The sequence below is a fragment of the Sinorhizobium sp. GQ132 genome, assembly GCF_059758575.1.
Window position 1 is genome coordinate 229,929 of the sequence record NZ_JCAXDX010000009.1, and the last position, 18,031, is coordinate 247,959.

18 protein-coding genes are annotated in these 18,031 nt (G+C 63.5%); 9 read left to right on the forward strand and 9 right to left on the reverse strand.

Going from position 1 to position 18,031, the window contains the following annotated elements; translation table 11 throughout:
* Positions 1-175 precede the first annotated feature (175 nt).
* The 5 genes from AC6CIG_RS22315 (at position 176) to AC6CIG_RS22335 (ending at position 5,523) form a co-directional block, all read left to right on the forward strand.
* Positions 176-1,201, forward strand: coding sequence for a sulfate ABC transporter substrate-binding protein (locus tag AC6CIG_RS22315; RefSeq protein ID WP_437408733.1), 1,026 nt, complete (start codon positions 176-178; stop codon positions 1,199-1,201).
* Positions 1,198-2,064 carry a sulfate ABC transporter permease subunit CysT gene (cysT, locus tag AC6CIG_RS22320; RefSeq protein ID WP_010975580.1) on the forward strand — a complete coding sequence of 289 codons (867 nt, stop codon included), beginning with the start codon at positions 1,198-1,200 and terminating at the stop codon, positions 2,062-2,064. Before AC6CIG_RS22315 ends, cysT begins: the two co-directional genes overlap by 4 nt.
* The gene (gene cysW, locus AC6CIG_RS22325; protein WP_102764194.1) at positions 2,054-2,929 is read left to right on the forward strand and encodes a sulfate ABC transporter permease subunit CysW; all 876 of its coding nucleotides are present in this window, start codon (positions 2,054-2,056) and stop codon (positions 2,927-2,929) included. The genes cysT and cysW overlap by 11 nt, the downstream gene beginning before the upstream one ends.
* 15 nt (positions 2,930-2,944) lie before the next feature.
* The gene (locus tag AC6CIG_RS22330; protein ID WP_437408732.1) at positions 2,945-4,048 is read left to right on the forward strand and encodes a sulfate/molybdate ABC transporter ATP-binding protein; all 1,104 of its coding nucleotides are present in this window, start codon (positions 2,945-2,947) and stop codon (positions 4,046-4,048) included.
* 110 nt (positions 4,049-4,158) lie between these two features.
* Positions 4,159-5,523, forward strand: coding sequence for an FAD-binding oxidoreductase (locus AC6CIG_RS22335; protein WP_102764192.1), 1,365 nt, complete (start codon positions 4,159-4,161; stop codon positions 5,521-5,523).
* 346 nt (positions 5,524-5,869) lie between these two features.
* On the opposite strand, the gene AC6CIG_RS22340 is transcribed toward AC6CIG_RS22335, so the two are convergent.
* The 9 genes from AC6CIG_RS22340 to AC6CIG_RS22380 all read right to left on the reverse strand — a co-directional run bounded on the left by AC6CIG_RS22340 (position 5,870) and on the right by AC6CIG_RS22380 (position 14,450).
* On the reverse strand, positions 5,870-6,424 hold the full coding sequence (locus AC6CIG_RS22340) for an RES family NAD+ phosphorylase (protein ID WP_437408731.1): 555 nt from the start codon (positions 6,422-6,424) through the stop codon (positions 5,870-5,872).
* A gap of 6 nt (positions 6,425-6,430) precedes the next feature.
* A complete protein-coding gene (locus tag AC6CIG_RS22345; RefSeq protein ID WP_018097157.1) occupies positions 6,431-6,802 on the reverse strand; it encodes an antitoxin Xre/MbcA/ParS toxin-binding domain-containing protein in 372 nt (123 codons plus the stop codon).
* Positions 6,803-6,878: 76 nt separating this feature from the next.
* Complete coding sequence (locus AC6CIG_RS22350; protein WP_102764190.1) at positions 6,879-7,664, reverse strand: crotonase/enoyl-CoA hydratase family protein; 786 nt, start codon at positions 7,662-7,664, stop codon at positions 6,879-6,881.
* Positions 7,661-8,530, reverse strand: coding sequence for a hydroxymethylglutaryl-CoA lyase (locus AC6CIG_RS22355; RefSeq protein ID WP_102764189.1), 870 nt, complete (start codon positions 8,528-8,530; stop codon positions 7,661-7,663). Before AC6CIG_RS22355 ends, AC6CIG_RS22350 begins: the two co-directional genes overlap by 4 nt.
* Positions 8,527-10,515: an acetyl/propionyl/methylcrotonyl-CoA carboxylase subunit alpha gene (locus AC6CIG_RS22360; protein WP_102764188.1), complete on the reverse strand. Its 1,989-nt coding sequence runs from the start codon at positions 10,513-10,515 to the stop codon at positions 8,527-8,529. Before AC6CIG_RS22360 ends, AC6CIG_RS22355 begins: the two co-directional genes overlap by 4 nt.
* A gap of 17 nt (positions 10,516-10,532) precedes the next feature.
* Complete coding sequence (locus AC6CIG_RS22365) at positions 10,533-10,916, reverse strand: RidA family protein (protein WP_102764187.1); 384 nt, start codon at positions 10,914-10,916, stop codon at positions 10,533-10,535.
* Positions 10,917-10,930: 14 nt separating this feature from the next.
* Positions 10,931-12,538 (reverse strand): carboxyl transferase domain-containing protein, encoded by a 1,608-nt coding sequence (locus AC6CIG_RS22370; RefSeq protein WP_018097162.1) that lies wholly within the window; start codon positions 12,536-12,538, stop codon positions 10,931-10,933.
* A gap of 27 nt (positions 12,539-12,565) precedes the next feature.
* Complete coding sequence (locus AC6CIG_RS22375; protein ID WP_437408730.1) at positions 12,566-13,729, reverse strand: isovaleryl-CoA dehydrogenase; 1,164 nt, start codon at positions 13,727-13,729, stop codon at positions 12,566-12,568.
* A 184-nt stretch (positions 13,730-13,913) separates the two neighbouring features.
* Positions 13,914-14,450 (reverse strand): gluconokinase, encoded by a 537-nt coding sequence (locus tag AC6CIG_RS22380; protein WP_437408729.1) that lies wholly within the window; start codon positions 14,448-14,450, stop codon positions 13,914-13,916.
* A 251-nt stretch (positions 14,451-14,701) separates the two neighbouring features.
* On the opposite strand from AC6CIG_RS22380, the gene AC6CIG_RS22385 reads away from it, so the two are divergent.
* The 4 genes from AC6CIG_RS22385 to AC6CIG_RS22400 all read left to right on the forward strand — a co-directional run bounded on the left by AC6CIG_RS22385 (position 14,702) and on the right by AC6CIG_RS22400 (position 18,025).
* On the forward strand, positions 14,702-15,160 hold the full coding sequence (locus tag AC6CIG_RS22385; protein WP_102764184.1) for a helix-turn-helix domain-containing protein: 459 nt from the start codon (positions 14,702-14,704) through the stop codon (positions 15,158-15,160).
* An 83-nt stretch (positions 15,161-15,243) separates the two neighbouring features.
* On the forward strand, positions 15,244-15,975 hold the full coding sequence (locus AC6CIG_RS22390; protein ID WP_102764183.1) for a TfuA-like protein: 732 nt from the start codon (positions 15,244-15,246) through the stop codon (positions 15,973-15,975).
* Between the two features lie 111 nt (positions 15,976-16,086).
* Positions 16,087-16,677 carry an ANTAR domain-containing response regulator gene (locus AC6CIG_RS22395; protein WP_100670625.1) on the forward strand — a complete coding sequence of 197 codons (591 nt, stop codon included), beginning with the start codon at positions 16,087-16,089 and terminating at the stop codon, positions 16,675-16,677.
* 40 nt (positions 16,678-16,717) lie between these two features.
* The gene (locus tag AC6CIG_RS22400; protein WP_102764182.1) at positions 16,718-18,025 is read left to right on the forward strand and encodes a CmpA/NrtA family ABC transporter substrate-binding protein; all 1,308 of its coding nucleotides are present in this window, start codon (positions 16,718-16,720) and stop codon (positions 18,023-18,025) included.
* The last annotated feature ends 6 nt before the right edge of the window (positions 18,026-18,031 follow it).

Genomic DNA, 18,031 nt, shown 5'->3' on the forward strand with positions numbered 1-18,031 from the left:
AATGTCGTGCTATTTTATTGGCGGCAGAGAGCCAAGACCGATAACGGGCACGGCATTCTTTCAGCAGCTCGCATATTGACAGGACTTTTCAAGAAACCGCCTCCAGGCGTCATAAGTTTGCGTTGAAGTAGTCTACCAAATTGATAGCTTTATCTGGCAAAAGATGGAGGTCGAAATGAGCTCGAATAGTCTTGCCGGAATAGTCAAATTAGCGCTTATCGTCGGAAGCCTGCAGCTTGGCTCAATTGGCCTCGCGGCTGCGGACACGACGATCCTGAACGTGTCCTACGACCCGACTCGGGAACTTTACAAGGAATTCAACGCGGCCTTTGCCGAAAAATGGCAGGCCGACACCGGCGAAACCGTGACGATCCAGACATCGCATGGCGGTTCCGGCAAGCAGGCCCGTTCGGTCATCGACGGACTGGAGGCCGACGTCGTGACGCTGGCCCTCGAAGCGGATATCGACGCGATCGCCAAGGAAAGCGGCAAAATTCCCGCCGATTGGAAGTCCCGCTTCGATAACAACAGCGCGCCTTATACCTCGACCATCGTCTTCCTCGTCCGCAAGGGCAACCCCAAAGGCATCAAGGATTGGGGCGATCTCGTCAGGGAGGATGTGCAGGTAATTACGCCCAACCCGAAGACTTCGGGCGGCGCTCGCTGGAACTTCCTGGCCGCCTGGGCCTGGGCACGTGCCGCCAATAACGGGGACGATGCGAAGGCACAGGAATATGTGGCGCAGCTCTTCAAGCATGTGCCGGTTCTTGACACCGGCGCGCGCGGCGCGACGACCACCTTCGTCCAGCGCGGCCTTGGCGATGTGTTGCTGGCCTGGGAAAACGAAGCCTATCTGTCACTGGAAGAACTGGGCCCCGACAATTTCGACATCGTCACGCCGTCGATCTCGATCAAGGCGGAGCCCCCCGTTGCGCTGGTCGATGGCAACGTCGACAGCAAGGGTACCCGCAAGGTCGCCGAGGCCTATCTCGATTATCTCTACAGCGGTGTCGGGCAGAAGATCGCGGCCAAACACTACTACCGGCCGTTCAAGCCTGAACTGGCGGATCCCAACGACACCGCGCGCTTCGCCGAATTGAAGCTCGTCACGATCGACGATTTCGGCGGCTGGAAGGAAGCTCAGCCGAAATTCTTCGGCGACGGCGGGGTCTTCGACCAGATCTACAGGCCGGGGCAATGATTTCGATGGCCGCTCGCAGCAGCACGCGGTGGCGGTTTCGGCAGCCGAGCGTCATTCCGGGTTTCGGATTGGCGCTCGGCGTCACGCTGGCATGGCTCACCATCATCGTTCTCATTCCTCTCTCCGGACTGCTGTGGCGCTCGAGCGGCCTCGGATGGTCGAAATTCGTGGAACTGGCGCTTGACGAGCGCACGGTCAACGCATTGACGATCAGCTTCGGCACGGCCTTCATCGCCGCCGTTGTCAACCTGGTCTTCGGCGTGCTCCTCGCCTGGGTTCTCGTGCGCTATCGCTTCCCCGGCAAGCGCGTGATCGACGCAATGGTCGATCTGCCCTTCGCCCTGCCGACCGCGGTCGCCGGCATTGCGCTCACGACGCTTTATGCGCCGAACGGCTGGATCGGCTCGCTCCTCGCTCCGCTCGGCATCAAGATCGCCTTCACTCCGGCCGGGATCGTCGTGGCGCTGATCTTCGTCGGCTTGCCCTTCGTCGTGCGTACCGTGCAGCCGATCATGGAAGAGATCGACAAGGAAGTCGAAGAGGCGGCTGCGACCCTCGGCGCCACCCGCTTCCAGACGATCAGCCGGGTCTTGTTGCCGGGTCTCCTGCCTGCGGGGTTGACCGGCTTCGCACTCGCCTTTGCCCGCGGCGTCGGCGAATATGGTTCGGTGATCTTCATCGCCGGCAACCTTCCCTATGTCTCGGAGATCGCGCCGCTTCTGATCGTCATCCGCCTCGAGGAATTCAACTATCCGGCAGCAACCGCGATCGCCGCGGTAATGCTCCTGCTTTCCTTCATGATGCTGCTGGTCATCAATGTGATCCAGGCGTGGAGCAGACGGAGATATGGTTATGGCGCATGATGCCGCCTACGCTTCTAATACGCTTGTGACGGCCGCGACCTCGGAAACGCCGCTTTCACGCGTGGTCCTCACCGCCGTTGCGCTCGGTTTCGTCGCGCTCTTCCTGCTTCTGCCGCTCGCCACGGTGTTCATCGAGGCGTTCCGCAAAGGAGCGATGGAGTTCTTCACGGCGCTTGGCGATCCCGAGACCTTTTCCGCAATCCGTCTGACACTGCTCGTCGCGGGGATCGCCGTGCCGCTCAATCTCGTCTTCGGGGTGGCGGCCGCCTGGGCCATCGCGAAATTTGAGTTCAAGGGCAAGGCGTTCCTGACGACGCTGATCGACCTGCCCTTCTCCGTCTCGCCAGTGATCTCCGGCCTCGTTTTCGTGCTGCTATTCAGCTCTCACAGCGTGCTCGGGCCGATCCTGCAGAGCTACGGCATCCAGATCCTCTTTGCCGTTCCGGGTCTCGTGCTCGCCACCGTCTTCGTGACCTTCCCCTTCGTCGCGCGTGAATTGATCCCGCTGATGCAGGAACAGGGAACGGCCGACGAGGAGGCGGCACTTTCGCTCGGCGCCACCGGCTGGCAGACCTTCTGGCATGTGACGCTTCCCAACATAAAATGGGGCCTGCTCTACGGCGTGCTTCTTTGCAATGCCCGCGCCATGGGCGAATTCGGTGCGGTCTCGGTCGTGTCCGGCCATATTCGCGGGCAAACGAACACCATGCCGTTGCAGGTCGAAATCCTCTACAATGAATATAACTTCGTCGCCGCCTTCGCGGTGGCGGCGCTCCTGGCGCTCCTGGCGCTGGTAACGCTCGTTTTGAAGACTGCTCTTGAACTTCGCTACAGCGACGAGATCGCTGCCAGCCGCAGGCACTGAAAGGTCCAGACCTCCATGGAAGTCCGCGTCCAGAATATTCGCAAGGAATTTGGCCGTTTTCCCGCGCTCGAGGACGTTTCCCTCGACATCCGCTCGGGTGAACTGATCGCGCTCCTCGGCCCCTCCGGCTCCGGCAAGACCACGCTGCTCAGGCTGGTCGCCGGGCTCGAAAGCCCGACCGAAGGCACGATTTTCTTCGGCGACGAGGATGCGTCGAAGAAGACCGTGCAGGAGCGCAACATCGGCTTCGTTTTCCAGCACTATGCGCTTTTCCGCCACATGACGGTGCTCGACAACGTCGCTTTCGGTCTGAAGGTGCGGCCCGCCAAACGGCGGCCGGCGGCTGCCGACATCCGCCGCAGGGCGCTCGACCTGCTGGAACTCGTGCAGCTCTCCGGGCTGGAGAAACGCTACCCGGCCCAGCTTTCGGGCGGGCAGCGCCAACGCGTCGCACTCGCCCGCGCCATGGCCGTCGAGCCCAACGTTCTGCTCCTCGACGAGCCCTTCGGCGCGCTCGATGCGCAGGTGCGCAAGGAGCTGAGGCGGTGGCTGCGCGAAATCCACGATCGCACCGGCCACACCACGATCTTCGTCACTCACGACCAGGAGGAAGCACTCGAGCTTGCCGACCGCGTCGTCGTGATGAGCAAGGGCGCGATCGAGCAGGTCGGCACGCCCGACGAGATCTATGACCATCCGGTCTCGCCCTTCGTCTACGGCTTCATCGGGCAGTCCAACTGCCTCAACGTCACCCTCGCCAATGGCGAAATCTGGCATGAGGACCGCCCGATCGGCCTTCGTGCCGGGAACGAACCGGACGGCGCCGCAACCCTCTATTTCCGCCCGCACGACGTGGAACTCATCGACGGCTGCGGCGGTTGCCTCGCCGGCCTCGTCACGGCCAGCCGGCGCGTGGCGGGCACCCGGCATCTGGAACTCGACCTCGGACGTACGCACCCTCCGGTCGAGATCGAGCTACCGCCGGAACGGGCCGCCTCCATGGACCACACGCGCATCGCCTTCCGGCCGACGCGATGGAAGCTATTCCGCAAGGGCGGACAAAAGGAAGCACCGCCGATAGAGGCGGAGGCGCCGGTGCTCGCGGCCACCGGCACGTGAGGCGGTGAACCCGGGCTGTGGAAGCGCGGATTCGCCCTGTCTGGACGCCGGGCGTTGATCTGCCGAATTAATCGTTCCGACCAAATGAATCCTGCGGTAGAAACCGTCCAATGTCTGTTATCGATGATCTCACGAGCGCACTCGGCGATGCCGTTCTCACCGGCGACCGGATCGCCGAACGTCACCGCGGCGATGCAAGCCTCACGGGCCGGATCCTCCCCCTGGCGGTCGTTCGCCCGGCAAGCGTTGCCGAGGTCGCCGACGCGCTGAGGATCTGCAACGCGCATCGCCAGGCCGTGGTGCCGCAGGGTGGCTTGACCGGGCTCGCCGGCGGCGCCAATCCGTGCGCTGGCGACGTTGCCATTTCGCTGGAGAGACTTTCCGGCATCGAGGAGGTCGATGCTGCGGCAGGGACGATGACGGTGCTCGCCGGAACACCCCTCGAAGTCGCCCAGCGCGCGGCCGAGGATGCCGGTTTCCTGTTGCCGATCGATCTGGGGGCGCGCGGCTCCTGCCAGATCGGCGGCAATCTGGCCACGAATGCCGGCGGCATCCGGGTGATCCGCAACGGTGTGGCACGCGACAATGTGCTGGGGCTCGAGGCCGTTCTTGCGGACGGAACCGTGATTTCGTCGATGAACAAGATGATCAAGAACAACACGGGCTACGACCTGCGGCAGCTCTTCATCGGTTCGGAAGGCACGCTCGGCATCATCACGCGGGCGGTATTGCGCCTGCGCCCGCTACCGGCCGGGCGGCTGACGGCGCTCTGCGCGCTCGACAGCTATGAGAATGTCGTCGCTCTGCTCAAGCGGGCACAGAAGGAACTCGCCGGCCTCTCCGCCTATGAGGCGATGTGGGAGAGCTATTTCCGTTTCAACTGCGAGGCTGAAAAGCTCAGGCTTTTCGAAGCCACTCCCGCTTTCGCCGTCATCGTCGAAGAGGACCTGCAAGGCCATGAAGCGGAACGCGAACGGTTCGAAATGTTTCTCGGGCGAGCCCTGGAGGACGGTGTGATCGGCGACGCGCTGATCGCGCAATCGCAAAAAGAGGCTCAAACCTTCTGGCGTATCCGCGAGGGTCACGCGCTGGATCGGCTGCCCCTGCTTCTCAATTTCGATGTCAGCCTGCCGATCGGCGCGATCGGCAGCTTCGCCGAGGATTGCGGCACGGCGCTCCGGGCCAAGTTTCCCGAAGCGCACGTGTCGTTCTTCGGCCATGTCGGCGACAGCAACCTTCACATCGCCTTTTCCGTTCCAGGCGCAACCGAGGAAACGGCCCACGCGGTCGACGCCGTCGTCTACGGACTGGTCGGCACCTATAGCGGCTCGGTTTCCGCCGAGCACGGGATCGGCCTCCTGAAGCGCGACTTTCTCGATCGCTCCCGCAGTTCGGCGGAACTCGAACTCATGCGGCGCATCAAGAATGCCTTCGATCCGAACGGTATTCTCAATGCCGGCAAGGTCTTAGCCTAAGGCCTGAAGCTCTGGTCGGTTTTGTCGGCACGCATGGCGATGCGCTTGAATTCCTTGAGTACCGACCTTGCTCCCACTGCATGTCTCCATTGATCGTAGCCGATCAATGGACAAAAGCATGCAGCAGCTCCTTTGCGCGTCTCGTAAGACGCGCTGCGCTGTAGGAAACTTTTCGGAGGACTGCAATTCTCTCCTCATCCTTGTGCACTCGTCACAGGGATAAGAGCAGCGCCGCGTCTGCGGCGCGGGAAGCGTTCTTTCAGCCCAAGGACTTGGTCTGGCTGGATTCCTGTGACGAGCACAGGAATGAGGAAATCAAACAAGCGGCGGCGGCTGGCCCGAATCTTCAAACCCATGAGGCGGGCGATTTCGGCAGCCGGCCATCGGGGTCGATGACGCCGAGACGCGGTTCTTGCGGACCGTTCCAACGCCAGAGCGCAACACAGGTGCCGCCGGGCGACATGAAGGATGGATAGATCACCCCATGGAAGTCGCGCGCCAGAAGCTCCGACTGGAGCCTGTGGGAATCCGGCACCGCGCCCTTGTCGAGGGCATCACGCCATTCGCAGCGATGGATCGCCTCATCCACACCAAGCTCCACAAGAAGCCTGACATCCGTGAGGTCCGCGAGCCTCGCCCCCAGCAACTCGAGCTGCACGATCAGCGCCGGATGCTGGACGAAACCCTGATTGTATTCGGCCCAGGCGGTGGAAAGCTCGCGCGCGCCATAGATCGCAGGCACGCCGATCGGGTTCCAGCGGCCACCGAAGCGAGCAGCACCCGCGCCGGATAGCGGCATATGTGCCCAGCGTGGAACGAAGGCGCGCCAGAGCGTTATCGGCTCAACCGACGCCGTCGGTTCCGGATCGGGCCGCGATGCGGGCGGAATGTGTTTCCTCATCCCGTCTTAAGCGTAGACGCCGGCGCGTACCGATTCGAGATAGGCGAGCACCTTGTCGGCCTTGCCTTCACCGACCAGGTCGAATGCCGTCTTGCCGGCCCAGCCGGGAATAGGCTGGTGCTTGAACCAGATGACGGCGCGGGCTTCGTCGCCCGCCATTTCGGAAGCCATGGCCAGGATGCGGACGACCTTGCTCAAGGCGCTGTCGACCTTCCGGGCGCCGGATTTCGCCGTCAGCGTATTGCGGGCGACACCGATCAGCTTGGCGAGTTCGGCGAGCGTGACGCCCAATCGGTCGGCGACCAGGCGGGCCGAGAGAAACGGGGAATGATCGTCCCCGAAACGGGCTGCTGGGATCTGGAAATCGAGGGCAATCATGAGAAATCGATCCTGTTTTGATCGGGTCCCTATAAAAATAGGATCGATTTCCCGTCAATTCAAGCGCAATCTCGGCTCATAGCCGCCAGGAGGGATTGCGCCGTTCAAAGAAGGCCGACACGCCCTCCCGTGCTTCGTCCGTTTCCCAGCTATCGGCAAGGTGCTCTATCGTCGCGGCGATGACGGCGTCGGTGATGGGAAGACCCAGCGACCGCGCAAGCCGCTTCGCCCGCCCGGCGGCGCCCGGAGCCGCGACGAGATAGGCCGTCACCGCGGCTTCGACGGCTCCGTCCAGCATGGTGCCGTCGACGACCGTCGTCACGAAACCGGCGACCTTCGCCTCCTCCGCACCGAAGATCCGCGCCGACATGAACAGCGGCCGCGCCCGCGCCTCGCCTGTCCGGGCAACGACATAGGGGCTGATCGTCGCCGGGATCAGCCCGAGGCGCGTCTCGGTCAGGCCGAATTGGGCGCCGGAAGCGGCGATCACCGTGTCGCAGACGCTGATCAGCCCGACGCCGCCGCCGAAGGCGTTCCCATGCACGCGCGCAATCAGCGGCTTCGGCAGATCGTTCAGCGCCTTCAACATCATCGCAAGCCGCGTCGCCTCGGCGATCCGCGTCGGCCGGTCGGCGGAAAACTGCTGACGCATCCATTCGAGATCGCCGCCGGCGCAGAAACTCTTGCCTTCGGCGTCGAGAATGACTGCCCTGATCGACGTGTCGGTTGCGAGCCGGCCTGCGACGGCCGTCAATTCGCCGATCATGGTGGCGGAAAGCGCATTGTGCTTTGCCGAACGGGCAAGCGTCACCCGGGCGACGCCGCGCTGGTCGATGGCACAGCGGATCGTATCGAAGGTCATGCTGTGCTCCTCAGCGATAGTGCAAAAGCAGCGGCACGCTCGAGTTTGTCCGAGTCGAGGCCGGTGGCAAAACCCCGCGCATCGAGAAAGGCGTTCACCGCAAGCGTATCGACATTGCCGGCCGCTCCCGGCGCATAGGGACAACCGCCGAGCCCGCCGGCCGAAGCGTCGAAAACCCGGATACCGCGCTCCAGTGCTACCGCGATATTCTCCAGCGCCCGGCCGGACGTGTCGTGGAAATGCCCGGCGAGTTTCTTGGCATCGATCTCGCGGAGCGCCGCTGTCAGCATGGCATCGACTGCTTCCGGCGTGCCGCGCCCGATCGTGTCGCCGAGGCTGATCTCGTAGCAGCCGAGGTCGGCAAGCAGCCGCGCGACGCGGGCGGTCTGCGCCGGCGCGATCGCGCCCTCATAGGGACATTCGACGACACAGCTCACATAGCCTCGCAGGGGAATGCCTTGGCGCCGGCTTGCTTCGGCGACCGGCCGAAAACGCTCGATGCTTTCGGCAATCGAGCAGTTGATGTTCTTCTCGGAGAAGCCTTCCGACGCCGAGGCAAAGATCGCGACCTCGTCGGCGCCAGCCGCAAGCGCCGCCTCGAAGCCGCGCATATTGGGCGTCAGTGCCGCGTAACGCGTGCCCGGACGCCGGACGATGTCAGCCATGACAGCCGGCGCATCGGCCAATTGCGGTACCCAGCGCGGACTGACGAAGCTCGTGACTTCAATGCGCTCGTAACCGCAGTCGGACAGCAGATCGACGAGCCTGACCTTGTCCTCGGTGGCGACGAGCCGCGACTCGTTTTGAAGACCGTCGCGCGGCGCCACCTCGACAATCGTGACGCGCTCCTTTGCCGGCGACGTCATTGCGCAGCCTCCTCCGTCAGCGTCACGAGCACCGTGCCCTCGCTGACCTGAGCGCCTTCCGCCACATGCACATCGGCGATCGTGCCCTCGCGTGAGGCCGAAAGCGTCAGTTCCATCTTCATCGCCTCCATCACGACGAGTGCCTGTCCCTTTGTCACCGCGTCGCCGGCGCCGACCCGCACCAGCTTCACGAGACCCGGCATCGGCGCGACCAGCTCGTCGTCGGCAATTTCGCTGCTCTGCCCGCCGGTCAATCCGTCCGGCAGCTGGAACACCAGGTTGCGCCCGCCATGGAAGAGCGTCAACGCCTCGCGATCCCGCGAGAAACGGATCAGGCGCTTCTGTCCGGCCACCTCGAGCCGGGCACCACCCTCGAAGCGGTCGAGCACCAGGACGGGCAGCGTGCTCGCGCCGGCGCGCACGGCGAACTGGTCGCGGCCGCGCGAAGCCAAGGTCACGGTTACGCGGTCGTCCGCATGCTCGATCACCACCATGCGGTGCGCGTCGCCCCAGATTTGCCAGGAGCCGAGCGACGACCATGGATCACTCGACTTGTTCGGATCGAGCGCGCCGGTCGATATGATCGCCGCCAGCGCCAGCGCCTCGTCGCCGGGTGCGACCGGCGCGGTCAGGCGCTCGATCTCGCGGTCGATCAGCCCCGTATCCGGATGGCCGGAGCGGAAGTCGTGCTCTTCCGTCAGGCGGATGAGAAAGTCGCGGTTGGTAACGGTGCCGCCGATCCGGCATTCCTTGAGAGCCTCCTGCAACCCACCGAGCGCCGCCGAACGGTTCTGGCCATGCACGATCACCTTGGCAATCAGCGGATCGTAATAGGACGTGATCGTATCCCCCTGCCGGACGCCGGAATCGATCCGCGCAGTATCCTCGGGAAAGCTCAATTGCGTCAGCCGGCCGGTCGCCGGCAGGAAGCCCCGGGCCGGATCCTCCGCATAGAGGCGCGCCTCGAAGGCCCAGCCGTTCATGGAAATATCGGCCTGTTTCTTCGGCAGCGGCTCGCCGCTGGCGACCCGCAACTGCCACTCCACGAGATCGATGCCGGTGATCGCTTCCGTGACCGGATGCTCCACCTGCAGCCGCGTGTTCATCTCCATGAAATAGAAGTGATCCGGCCAGAGACCGTTGGTCACGTCGGCGATGAATTCCACCGTGCCGGCGCCGACATAGCCGATCGCCTGGGCGGCTCTGACCGCCGCATCGCCCATCGCACGGCGGACCTCGGCCGTCATGCCGGGCGCCGGCGCCTCCTCGATAACCTTCTGATGTCGCCGTTGCAGCGAGCAGTCGCGCTCGAAGAGGTGGACGATATTGCCGTGCCGGTCGCCGAAGACCTGCATCTCGATGTGACGCGGCTTCGTCAGATAGCGCTCGATAAGCACCGAACCGTCGCCGAAGGCGGATTCGGCCTCCCGTCGTGCGGCCTCCAGCGCCGGGCCGAAATCCTCCTGCCGCTCGACCCGGCGCATGCCTCTGCCGCCGCCGCCCGCCCGCGCCTTGATCAGCACCGGATATCCGATCATCCGTGCCCTCTCGGCAAGAAAGGATGTATCCTGCTCTTCGCCGTGATAGCCGGGCACGACCGGTACTCCGGATCGTTCCATGAGCGCCTTGGCCGCGTCCTTGAGACCCATGGCGCGGATCGCGGCCGGCGGCGGCCCGACGAATATCATGCCTGCTTCTTCGACAGCCTCGGCGAAATCGGCGTTCTCCGACAGAAAACCATAGCCCGGATGAATGGCTTGTGCGCCGACGCTTCCTGCCGCTCGAACGATGGGCGCAATCGCCAGATAGCTTTCGGCGGCGGGCGCTCCCCCGATCCGGATCGCCTCGTCGGCGAGCGCCACATGCAGCGCGTCTCCGTCTGCGTCGGAATAGACGGCGACGGTGCGAATGCCGAGCCGTCGCGCGGTGCGGATGATGCGGCAGGCGATCTCACCGCGATTGGCAATCAGGAGCTTCGAAAACATGCGCCTCTTTTCCGGTGCTATTGCGCCGCTACCACTTCGACTTCCATGAGCCAGGCCGAATCGAAAATGCCGGTGATCACCACCGTCATCGCCGGCGCCAGCGAGCCGAGATAGTCGTTGCGGATTTCACGGTTTGCCACGACATGCTGCCTGTCGGCGAGATAGGTCGTGACCTTGACGATGTCGGTCTTGGACATGCCGGCCGCCTTGAGCTGCGCATCGACGTTCAGCCAGACCTGGCGCGCCTGCGCTTCGAAACCTTCCGGCAAGACGTCGTCCGACGTCACCGGAATTTGGCCGCTGACGAAAAGCATCCGCCGGAAATCCTCGACGCTGACAGCCTGCGAATAACCGCCGCGCGGCTGCGGTGCATTCAGGGCATTGATGTTGTCGCGTTTCATCTCGGGACCTCTCGTCACATTCTGAACAGTCCGAAGCGCGTCTCCTCGATCGGCGCGTTCAAAGCCGCCGACAGAGACAGCGCCAGCACGTCGCGGCTCTTGCGCGGATCGATCACGCCGTCATCCCAAAGCCTTGCCGATGCATAGAGCGGATGGCTCTGCCGTTCGAACAGATCGAGCACCGGCTGGCGAAAGCGTGCCTCCTCCTCTTCGCTCCACGGTTTCCCCGACCGCCTCAAGGCTTCGCCGCGCACCGAGGAGAGGACGCCTGCCGCCTGTTCGCCGCCCATGACCGAAATGCGGCTGTTCGGCCACGTCCAGAGAAACCGGGGCGAAAAGGCGCGCCCGCACATCCCGTAATTGCCCGCCCCGAACGAGCCGCCGACCAGCATGGTGATCTTCGGCACTTTCACGGTGGCGACTGCGGTCACCAGCTTGGCGCCGTGCTTGGCAATTCCCTCCGTCTCGTATTTGCGGCCGACCATGAAGCCGGTGATGTTCTGCAGAAAGACCAGCGGAATCCTGCGCTGGGCGCAGAGCTCCACGAAATGGGCGCCCTTGACGGCCGATTCCGAGAAGAGCACGCCATTATTGGCGACGATGCCGACGGGAATTCCGTGGACGTGGGCGAAGCCGCAAACGAGCGTGGTGCCGAAGCGCGCCTTGAACTCGTCGAAACGGGAACCGTCGACAAGCCGGGCGACCACCTCGCGGATCTCGTAGGGCGTCTTGAGGTCGGCGGGGACGATGCCGGCGATCTCCTCCGGATCGTAGAGTGGCGGCTCCGGCTCGATGCGCTCGACCGGCCACGGCTTCTCACGGTTCAAGGCCGAAACGGCCCGGCGCGCCAATGCCAGCGCATGCGCATCGTCGCGCGCAAGGTGATCGGCAACGCCCGAAAGACGCGTGTGGACGTCGGCGCCGCCAAGGTCTTCGGCCGAGACTACCTCGCCGGTCGCCGCGCGAACGAGCGGCGGCCCTGCGAGAAAGATGGTGCCCTGCTTTTCGACGATGATCGCTTCGTCGGACATTGCCGGCACATAGGCGCCGCCCGCCGTGCAGGATCCCATGACCACCGCGATCTGAGGGATGCCGGCCGCCGACATGTTGGCCTGGTTGTAGAAGATGCGGCCAAAATGGTCCCGGTCCGGAAAGACCTCGTCCTGGTTCGGCAGGTTCGCGCCGCCGGAGTCGACAAGATAGACGCAGGGGAGCCGGTTCTCCGCCGCGATCTCCTGCGCGCGCAAATGCTTCTTGACCGTCAGCGGATAATAGGTGCCGCCTTTGACCGTCGGATCGTTGCAGACGATCATGCACTCGCGGCCGGAAATCCGGCCGATGCCGGTGATCAGGCCCGCGCCCGGCGCATCGTCGTTGTACATTCCATGTGCGGCGGTGGCTCCGACCTCCAGAAAAGGCGTGCCCGGATCGATGAGAGTAGCGAGCCGATCCCGCGGCAGGAGCTTGCCGCGGCTGACGTGGCGCTCGCGCGCCGTCTCGCCGCCACCGGCTGCGGCCAGGCGCACCGCGTCCTCGACCGTCGCGATGGCCTCCGTCATGGCCGCGCGGTTCGCCTTGAACTCCTCCGAGGACGGCGAAATATGCGAACGCAATACTGTCATGCTCCCCCCAAGCGTTACCTATTCGGCCTATTTCGTTTCGGCGAAGAGCTCCCGTCCGATCAGCATGCGACGGATCTCGCTCGTGCCCGCACCGATCTCGTACAGCTTGGCGTCGCGCAGCAGCCGGCCTGCCGGATAATCGTTGGTGTAGCCGTTGCCGCCCAGCGCCTGTATCGCCTCCAGCGCCATGGCCGTCGCCTTTTCCGCCGCATAGAGAATACAGCCGGCCGCGTCCTTGCGCGCAGTCTCACCACGGTCGCAAGCGGCCGCCACGGCATAGACATAGGCCCGCGCGGCATTCATCGTCACATACATGTCGGCAAGCTTTCCCTGCATCAACTGGAACTCGCCGATCGGTTGCCCGAACTGCTTGCGCTCATGGAGATAGGGGACGACGACATCGAGGCAAGCGGCCATGATCCCGAGCGGTCCGGCAGAAAGCACGACCCGCTCGTAATCGAGGCCGGACATCAGCACCTTGACGCCCTCGCCCACGCCGCCGAGCACGTTTTCCTCCGGCACCTCGCAATCCGTGAAGATGAGTTCCGACGTGTTCGATCCGCGCATGCCGAGCTTGTCGAGCTTCTGGCCGGCCGAAAAGCCGGAGAATGTCTTTTCCACCAGGAAAGCGGTGATGCCGCGCGGTCCGGCTGCCGGATCGGTTTTGGCGTAGACGACCAGGACATCGGCGTCCGGGCCGTTGGTGATCCACATTTTGCTGCCGTTCAGGACGTAACGGTCGCCGCGCTTGTCGGCCCTGAGTTTCATCGAAACGACATCGGAGCCGGCACCGGGCTCGGACATGGCAAGCGCCCCGACATGCTCGCCTGAAATGAGCTTCGGCAGATATCTGCTCTTCTGTGCCGGTTTGCCGTTGCGGTTGATCTGATTGACGCAGAGATTGGAGTGGGCGCCGTAGCTCAGGCCCACCGAAGCGGATGCGCGGCTGATCTCTTCCATCGCCACGCAATGGGCGAGATAGCCGAGTCCCGCACCGCCATGAGCCTCGTCGGCGGTAACGCCGAGCAGGCCGATCTCCCCCATCTCCCGCCAGAGCGACATCGGAAAGGCGTTTTTGCGATCCACATCGCCCGCAAGCGGCGCGATTCGCTCCGCTGCGAAGCGACGCACGCTCTCGCGCAGCGCATCGATCTCCTCGCCAAGCGCGAAGTTCAATCCAGCTTCAAACATTTCCATCTCCTCCCGACGCCCGCTCCACGATCTCCCCATCGCCGAGCAGAGGTGAGCCGCTGCGATGCGTCGCCGCACGTCCACCTCGCGAACGATAACATCGCCGCCGGCTAATTTCCTTCCAAAGAGCCGGCGTGCCAAGCACGATCTGCAAAGACCGCGGCGGGCATTGCGAAACGCAACCTTAAAGACGGGCGAGGCCTGCAAGCGCCTCGCGGACGATCTCCGCCAGTGGTTGTGCGACGTCTACGGCGACCGTCCTCACCTCCCCTGTCGGATCCTCGAGCGTCGCAAGCTGCGTCTGCAGCAAAGAGGACGGCATGAAATGCCCTGTGCGGTGGTGCATCCGCTCCGCAAGCACGGACTCGCTGCCGAGGAGGAAGACGAAGGCCAGGCCACCGGGTGTACTTTCGCGAAGCTTGTCCCTGTAGCTGCGCTTGAGGGCGGAGCAGGAAACGACGACGGGCTCCCGGCTCGCCAGCTGCTCTCCGATCGCAGCGAGCCACGGCCAGCGGTCGTCGTCCGTGAGCGGAATCCCCTCGGACATTTTCCTGATGTTTTCCGGAGGATGGAGCGCGTCGCCTTCGATGAAGGGATATCCGCAAGCTTCGGAGATCGCCTCCCCAACCGACGATTTGCCGCTGCCGGAGACGCCCATGACGACGATCGAGCCGGCAAAGCGCCGTGGCGGGGTTGCTTCTGATTTGGACTCAACACTCATTGTCGCACGCTTCCACTCCTTACTGATGTTCCCTTAAATCCTATCCGATTCGACGACAACGTTCCGGTACATGAATGCAGCCACTTGCCCCCTGGTGCGGCAAGTTCTCTGCCGACCGGCGTTTCGAACCCGACAATCATTGGAAACTTGCGTTTTGCCACAGAAAGCGACGCGTGCTGATTGCATCGCGGCGTTCATTCAAGCAAACTTATATGCCATTAGCTGAATCGAACTCGCGAGGAGACTACCAGATGAACAAAAAGGATCCTAACCCGATCGATGCCTTTGTCGGCTCGCGTGTTCGCATGCGCAGGCTGATGATAGGTCTGAGCCAGGAAAAGCTCGCCGACGGGCTCGGCATCACCTTTCAGCAAGTCCAGAAATACGAAAAAGGCACCAACCGCATCGGCGCCAGCCGGTTGCAGGCGATCGCCGACATACTCGGTGTTCATCCGAGCTTTTTCTTCCAGCAGGACGAGGGCAGCGCCCAATCGGGCAAGCCCGCTGCAGATGTTCACGAATCCCAGGAGATTTCATCCTTCGTCGCCTCGAAGGAGGGTATCGCACTCAACCGGGCCTTCCTGAAGATCACCGACCCGGTGCTTCGCAAGAAGATCATCTCTCTCGTCGCGGCGATGGCGCAGACGCCCGAGTCGGATCAGACCCACGCCCCATCCGGAACCCGCCCCGCGGAATCACTTCATGGCTGAAGATCGCCATGAACATGCCTGTCCATGAAGACGATTGACGGCGGACAGGCTGCCTCCGCCGTTTTCAAATCCACTGAGGCGGAATGAAAGTCGTATTCGTTGGCCCGACCGTTCCGGATGCTGTGCGGTTGGCCGGCGACACGCTCACGATCCGCCCGCCTGCCAGGCAGGGCGATGTTCTCCGGGCGGTGCACGACGGCGCTGCGGCCATCGGCCTGATCGACGGCAACTTCGAACATGTCGCCCCCGTTTGGCACAAGGAAATTCTCTTCGCCCTTTCCGAGGGCGTGGCCGTCTTCGGCGCAGCGAGCATGGGTGCTCTGCGCGCGGCCGAATGCGCCGATTTCGGAATGGCCGGCATCGGCGAGATCTTTCGCCAATATGCAAGCGGCGAGGCCGAAGACGATTCCGACGTGGCACTGCTCCACGCTCCCGAGGAACTCGGCTACGCGCCCCTGACCATTCCCCTCGTCAATGTCAGGGCAACCCTCCGCCGACTCCTGGAACTGCAATCGTTGTCCGTCGAAGATGCCGCTGACGTCGAGGAAGCCGCCTCCTCCTTGTTCTACAAGGAACGGAGCTGGGGTGCGATCGCTGCGCGCGCCCGGCTGATAACGAGCGGCGATGCACTGATTGGGAAGCTGCGGGCGGGCTATGTGGATCAGAAGCGGGCCGACGGCCTCGAGCTTCTGGAAACGCTGCGCAGCCACACAGGCGAACGACAGCACGCGAAGTGCCAATGGACGTTCCATGCGACCAGCCTCTGGGCGAGAGCGCTTGACCCGTTGCCGACTTCGACAAATAAGCCTGCCTGAATTTACGCCAGACCGACGGTCAGTAGCCTATTATTTAGGCACCACAGTATATCGCAAAATATTCGGGCATATCTATATTGCGGAAATTGCTGCATCGCATCATGATACGGCATGACCCATCGCGACCTCACCATTCTTGTGATTGACGAGAACGCCATCCGCGCCTCGATCATCGAGGAAGGATTGCGCGAAGCAGGACACGGCAAGGTCACCGTGATCCATGAGGTTCACGGCGTCGCCCGGGTCATCGAGACGCTCCGCCCGGACGTGATCGTCATAGACATCGAAAACCCCAACCGGGACATGATGGAACATCTTTTCCAGCTGACCCGCACGGTCGGTCGCCCGATCGCGATGTTCGTGGACCGCTCCGACACGGCCTCTATCGAAGCGGCCGTCGAGGCAGGCGTCTCGGCCTATATCGTCGACGGATTGAAGAAGGAGCGCGTCAAGCCGATCCTCGACATGGCCGTCAGCCGCTTCAAGGCCTTCAGCCGGCTTCAGCGCGAACTGGCGGAAGCCAAATCCGCACTCGAAGAGCGCAAGCTCGTCGAGCGCGCCAAAGGCATCCTCATGAAAATGCGCAGTCTTTCCGAAGAGGAAGCCTTCGCGCTGCTGCGTCAGACGGCGATGAACGAGAAGAAAAAAATTTCGGAGATCGCGCAAAGCGTCGTGACCGCCGCCGGATTGCTGATCCGGTGACCGGCCGCTCTTCTGCTGCGGCACCTCGGGAGACACCGGAGTGAACATATTGACGAACAAAAGTGAACTCACCGGCAAGAAGCTCGCCGCCGGCGGTGCCATGCCGGCGCCAGGTCGCATCCGCCACGAGGGATCGCGCACCGTCCGCGCAGGATTCATCCCCCTCGTGGACGCGGCCGTGCTGATCGCCGCCGCCGAATTCGGCTTTGCACAGCGCGAAGGCATCACCCTCGAACTCGTCAAGGACGTCTCCTGGGCGAATGTACGTGACAGGCTTGCCTTTCGACAGTTCGACGTGGCCCACATGCTTTCACCCATGCCGGTTGCCGCCATGCTCGGCCTCGGCTCCAATCCGTCCCCGACGATAGCGCCCTTTTCCCTGGGGCGCGGCGGCAACGCAATCACGCTGTCGACGCGGCTCTACGGGCTCATGCAGGAGGCAGAAGGGCTCTGCGCAGGCGAAGATGCATTGAAGAATGCCAAGGCCCTGGCGGCGTTCATCCGCAGCGCGCAGGCAGCCGGCAAGCCGCGGCTGACGCTCGGCGTCACCTACCCCTTCTCGTCCCATAACTACGAGTTCCGCTACTGGCTCGCGGCCGGCGGCATCGATCCCGACCGCGACGTCAAGCTGGTCGTGGTGCCGCCGCCAATGACCTCCGATGCACTGGCCGCGGGCGCCATCGACGGCTTTTGCGTCGGTGCGCCCTGGAACATGGTCGCATCCGAACGCGGCGTCGGCCGCATCGTCGCGACCAAGCAGGACATATGGCCCTCGGCACCGGAAAAGGTCATCGGCATGCGTCCCGAATGGGCGGAGGCCAACAGGGATACGGTCTCGCGCCTGATCGTCGCGCTCGACCGCGCCGCCCGCTGGTCGGACGAGCCGGGCAATCGCGGCCGCCTTGCGGAAGTCCTGGCAGAGGAACGTCACGTGGCAGCGCCGGCCGACATCATCCGCCGGGTGCTTGCGGGCGAATTCGCAATCGACCCGGAAAGAAACCGCCGCGTCGTCGAGAACTATCTCGTCTTCCACGCAGACTTTGCCAACTTCCCGCGTCCCAGCCAGGCGCTCTGGACCTACAGTCAGATGGTGCGCTGGGGACAGACATCCTTGTCGAGGCTGGGAATTGACGCGGCCATCTCCGCCTATCGTCCGGACCTCTATCGCGAGGCGCTCGGCAAGGATGCCTTGCCGCCCGACGCGGACGGCAGCAGGCTCGAAGGAGCAACGGACGGCGATCGTTTCATGGACGGCCACGTCTTCGATCCGGTCAGGATCGACGACTATATCAGGTCCTTTACCGTCGGGGGCAAAGGCGGGGTGCAGCACCCGGGCGATGATATCTGAGCTAGA

Coding starts and splice junctions, on each gene's coding strand:
- AC6CIG_RS22315 (WP_437408733.1), top strand. CDS start 176: ATGAGCTCGAATAGTCTTGCCGGAATAGTCAAATTAGCGCTTATCGTC.
- cysT (WP_010975580.1), top strand. CDS start 1,198: ATGATTTCGATGGCCGCTCGCAGCAGCACGCGGTGGCGGTTTCGGCAG.
- cysW (WP_102764194.1), top strand. CDS start 2,054: ATGGCGCATGATGCCGCCTACGCTTCTAATACGCTTGTGACGGCCGCG.
- AC6CIG_RS22330 (WP_437408732.1), top strand. CDS start 2,945: ATGGAAGTCCGCGTCCAGAATATTCGCAAGGAATTTGGCCGTTTTCCC.
- AC6CIG_RS22335 (WP_102764192.1), top strand. CDS start 4,159: ATGTCTGTTATCGATGATCTCACGAGCGCACTCGGCGATGCCGTTCTC.
- AC6CIG_RS22340 (WP_437408731.1), bottom strand. CDS start 6,424: ATGAGGAAACACATTCCGCCCGCATCGCGGCCCGATCCGGAACCGACG.
- AC6CIG_RS22345 (WP_018097157.1), bottom strand. CDS start 6,802: ATGATTGCCCTCGATTTCCAGATCCCAGCAGCCCGTTTCGGGGACGAT.
- AC6CIG_RS22350 (WP_102764190.1), bottom strand. CDS start 7,664: ATGACCTTCGATACGATCCGCTGTGCCATCGACCAGCGCGGCGTCGCC.
- AC6CIG_RS22355 (WP_102764189.1), bottom strand. CDS start 8,530: ATGACGTCGCCGGCAAAGGAGCGCGTCACGATTGTCGAGGTGGCGCCG.
- AC6CIG_RS22360 (WP_102764188.1), bottom strand. CDS start 10,515: ATGTTTTCGAAGCTCCTGATTGCCAATCGCGGTGAGATCGCCTGCCGC.
- AC6CIG_RS22365 (WP_102764187.1), bottom strand. CDS start 10,916: ATGAAACGCGACAACATCAATGCCCTGAATGCACCGCAGCCGCGCGGC.
- AC6CIG_RS22370 (WP_018097162.1), bottom strand. CDS start 12,538: ATGACAGTATTGCGTTCGCATATTTCGCCGTCCTCGGAGGAGTTCAAG.
- AC6CIG_RS22375 (WP_437408730.1), bottom strand. CDS start 13,729: ATGTTTGAAGCTGGATTGAACTTCGCGCTTGGCGAGGAGATCGATGCG.
- AC6CIG_RS22380 (WP_437408729.1), bottom strand. CDS start 14,450: ATGAGTGTTGAGTCCAAATCAGAAGCAACCCCGCCACGGCGCTTTGCC.
- AC6CIG_RS22385 (WP_102764184.1), top strand. CDS start 14,702: ATGAACAAAAAGGATCCTAACCCGATCGATGCCTTTGTCGGCTCGCGT.
- AC6CIG_RS22390 (WP_102764183.1), top strand. CDS start 15,244: ATGAAAGTCGTATTCGTTGGCCCGACCGTTCCGGATGCTGTGCGGTTG.
- AC6CIG_RS22395 (WP_100670625.1), top strand. CDS start 16,087: ATGACCCATCGCGACCTCACCATTCTTGTGATTGACGAGAACGCCATC.